This window comes from Aneurinibacillus sp. UBA3580, assembly GCF_002375825.1.
Classification (GTDB): Bacteria; Bacillota; Bacilli; order Aneurinibacillales; family Aneurinibacillaceae; genus Aneurinibacillus; species Aneurinibacillus danicus.
Genome location: NZ_DFMZ01000051.1, coordinates 7823 through 10829, shown reverse-complemented (window position 1 = coordinate 10829; position 3007 = coordinate 7823). Strand labels below are relative to the sequence as shown.

Here is a 3007-nt window from a genome sequence, read left to right as displayed (position 1 = left end):
CGTACCGCAAAAGTCAGCCGCCCTTCCCATGATCTTCATGTCAGGATTGCGGCTGAGACGCCATGGTGGTTTTCTGTGAAAATCGTGAGGAAAGAAGGAGAGAAAAAATTGTTTGACTATAGTAGCCGCCCGAACACGAATGTAAAAATGATGCGAAGCGCGAAATACAGCAGCACGGCGCCGAGCAGACGATCAAACCAGACGCGGTATCGTTCGTAAAACTTTCTGAATCTAGCAGAAGAAACCAGGAAGGAAAGCGTGACAAACCAGAGGGCGACAGCGACGATGATTTCGATCCCGTAAATCCAGCGCACCGCAGACGAGGTATCCGGCGTTAAAAACTGCGAAAACACGCTGAGAAAAAACAGCGCGGCCTTCGGGTTTAACACGTTGCACAAAAAGCCATCCCGAAATCCCTGCAGCGTTCGTTTTTTTTCTGCCAGCGTCCCGGCGGTAAAAGTCTCACCGCCGGAGGCAGCGGTCAGCGCTCCAAATCCGAGCCAGAGCAGGTACAAGGCTCCGGCCAGCTGAATCGCATAAAACAGCCCGGCAGATTGCTGCAGGAGAAAAGCAAATCCCATCACCGTATAAGCGATATGGACAATCAAGGCGCACGCGATGCCGATAGCGGTGGCCACACCCACCCGCACACCGAAGTTCAGGCTGTTTTTCATGACGACAAAAAAGTCGGGTCCCGGAGAAATGCCCGCCAAAATCCCGACGAGAAAAACCTCGACAAACATGTTTTCCGCCCCTTTTCCAAAATGAAAGATTAGGTAACACCCCAGTCGTACGACTGTTTATTGATTTTCAGCAGAATGGAAGAGTCTGTTTCCACAATGCCCTCAATCCGGCTCAATTCCTGCGTGAGGATTCGATAGAAGTCTTCTGTAGAGAACGTAATAATCTCAATAAAAAGATCGAACGAGCCAGTAGAGACGGCAACGAACCGTATCTCCGGAATTTGCACGAGCTGAGCGATGATATCCTGCAGTTTGTTCATCTTCACTTTTAGTCCAAGCATAGCGACGGTTGACATACCGGTTTTGAAAGGATCGACGACGCCGACGACTTTCAGTATGCCATGCTCCATCAGCCGCTGCACCCGGTTGCGCACCGTCCCGACCGTCACGCTCAGTTCTTCCGCGATTTCTGTATAGGATTTTCGTCCGTCTTTCTGCAGAAAGCGAATCACGGCTTTGTCGATCTCATCGAGATTGTGGCCGCTCGTTTCCATACAATTCCTCCCTGTCCGTTTTTTTTATCGTATATTGAATTTTTTTTAAAATCAATACATTTTTATTTAAAAAAATAAAATTTAAATAGTTTATTCTATAAAAAATACAATTTGAAGAGTTTGTGAAAAAATAAAAAAACACTTCTCCCATAGAGAAGTGCGGCGGCACCCCCAGCCCCGTGAACTTTTATGAGTTTGAAGAAGATGGATTTATTGCAATACATTTCGGATCGCTTGGCTCCTTGCTTTTTAATAAAAAGATTTGTGGAAAAATTAAAACATAAGCATTTATGTTGTCAGAAATCCTTTAGTGTGGTATAACTTCATCTGTCTATCATGCTAAAGGAGGAAATAGAGTTGTTTAACGCAGTTGTTGTGTCTGTGTTTGTCATTGTGGTCCTCTCCCTGTTGCGGACGAACGTGATTTTCGCGCTGATTGCCGCAGCGGTGACGGCCGGACTGCTCGCGGGACTGTCGCTGACTGAGACGGTCTCCACGATGATTGAGGGAATGAGCGGGCAGATGGAAACGGCTCTTAGCTACGTGCTGCTGGGGATGTTTGCCGTCATGATTGCCCGTTCCGATATAACGTCCATCCTGGTGAAAAAGCTGATACGCGTTCTGGGAGGCAAGAGGGGAGTTTTGCTTGTTACGATCGCGTTCGTCGCGAGTTGGTCGCAGAATATCATTCCTGTGCATATTGCATTCATTCCGATTTTAATTCCACCGCTTTTACACCTGTTTAACCGGCTGAAGATCGACCGGCGTGCGGTAGCAAGCGCGCTTACGTTTGGCCTGCAGGCGCCTTACATTATGATTCCTGCCGGGTTCGGGCTGATTTATCACGGCATTGTGGCCGAGGAGATGAAGAAAAGCGGCATGCCTATTGACGTATCGTTATTCCCGAAAGCGATGCTGATCCCTGGAATCGGGATGGTGGTTGGCCTGTTTATTGCCCTTTTCCTTACGTATCGTAAAGAGAGAACGTATATTGATAAAGAAAATATACTTGCGCCATCAATCAATGAAGCAGAAACAACCACGTTCACCGGGAGGCATTTGCTGACGCTGGTGGCAATTGCGTCCGCGCTCGGTGTGCAACTGTGGACTGAATCACTGGTGCTCGGCACGCTGACCGGGATTCTGCTGATGTTTGTGTTTCGTGTCGTCCGGTGGAACGAAGGGGATGATGTGGTACAGCGTGGCGTGGCGATGATGGGTTTTATCGCGTTCGTTATGCTGCTTGCCTCCGGGTATGCCTCGGTGCTTCAGGAAACCGGCGCGGTGAAGGAACTGGTGTCCGCAAGCGGGGAAGCGCTAAAAAGTAGCCAATTGCTTGCGGCGGCACTCATGTTGCTGGTCGGCCTACTGATTACGATGGGGATCGGGTCGTCGTTCGGTACCGTGCCGATTATTGCCGCCATTTATGTGCCCCTTTGTGCTGAGTTAGGCTTTTCATTGCTGGCAACCGCGTCGCTTATCGGAACGGCGGGGGCACTCGGTGATGCGGGCTCACCTGCTTCAGACAGTACGCTGGGGCCGACCTCTGGCTTAAACGCCGACGGTCAGCACCATCATATCTGGGATACATGTGTCCCTACGTTTTTGCATTATAACATTCCGCTGTTTGTGTTCGGATTGATTGCAGCCATGGTATTATAGAAAACAACCATGGCGTTGCAGCCGCAACCCCGACATGAAAATCATGGGAAGGGTGGCTGACTTATGGGGTATGAAGGAAAAGAGAAGAAAGAATGAGGAGAGGATTTT

Annotated in this window: 3 protein-coding genes; 1 reads left to right on the top strand and 2 read right to left on the bottom strand. The window is 49.3% G+C overall.

Going from position 1 to position 3007, the window contains the following annotated elements; genetic code table 11:
* Positions 1-116: 116 nt before the first annotated feature.
* Complete coding sequence (locus tag B2899_RS08175) at positions 117-743, bottom strand: LysE family translocator (protein ID WP_286884988.1); 627 nt, start codon at positions 741-743, stop codon at positions 117-119.
* Between the two features lie 29 nt (positions 744-772).
* Positions 773-1237, bottom strand: a complete 465-nt coding sequence (locus B2899_RS08170; protein WP_146811035.1) for an Lrp/AsnC family transcriptional regulator — start codon at positions 1235-1237, stop codon at positions 773-775.
* Positions 1238-1573: 336 nt separating this feature from the next.
* Here B2899_RS08170 and B2899_RS08165 point away from each other — a divergent pair, with 336 nt between their 5' ends.
* Positions 1574-2899, top strand: coding sequence for a Na+/H+ antiporter family protein (locus B2899_RS08165; RefSeq protein ID WP_286884985.1), 1326 nt, complete (start codon positions 1574-1576; stop codon positions 2897-2899).
* Positions 2900-3007 lie beyond the last annotated feature (108 nt).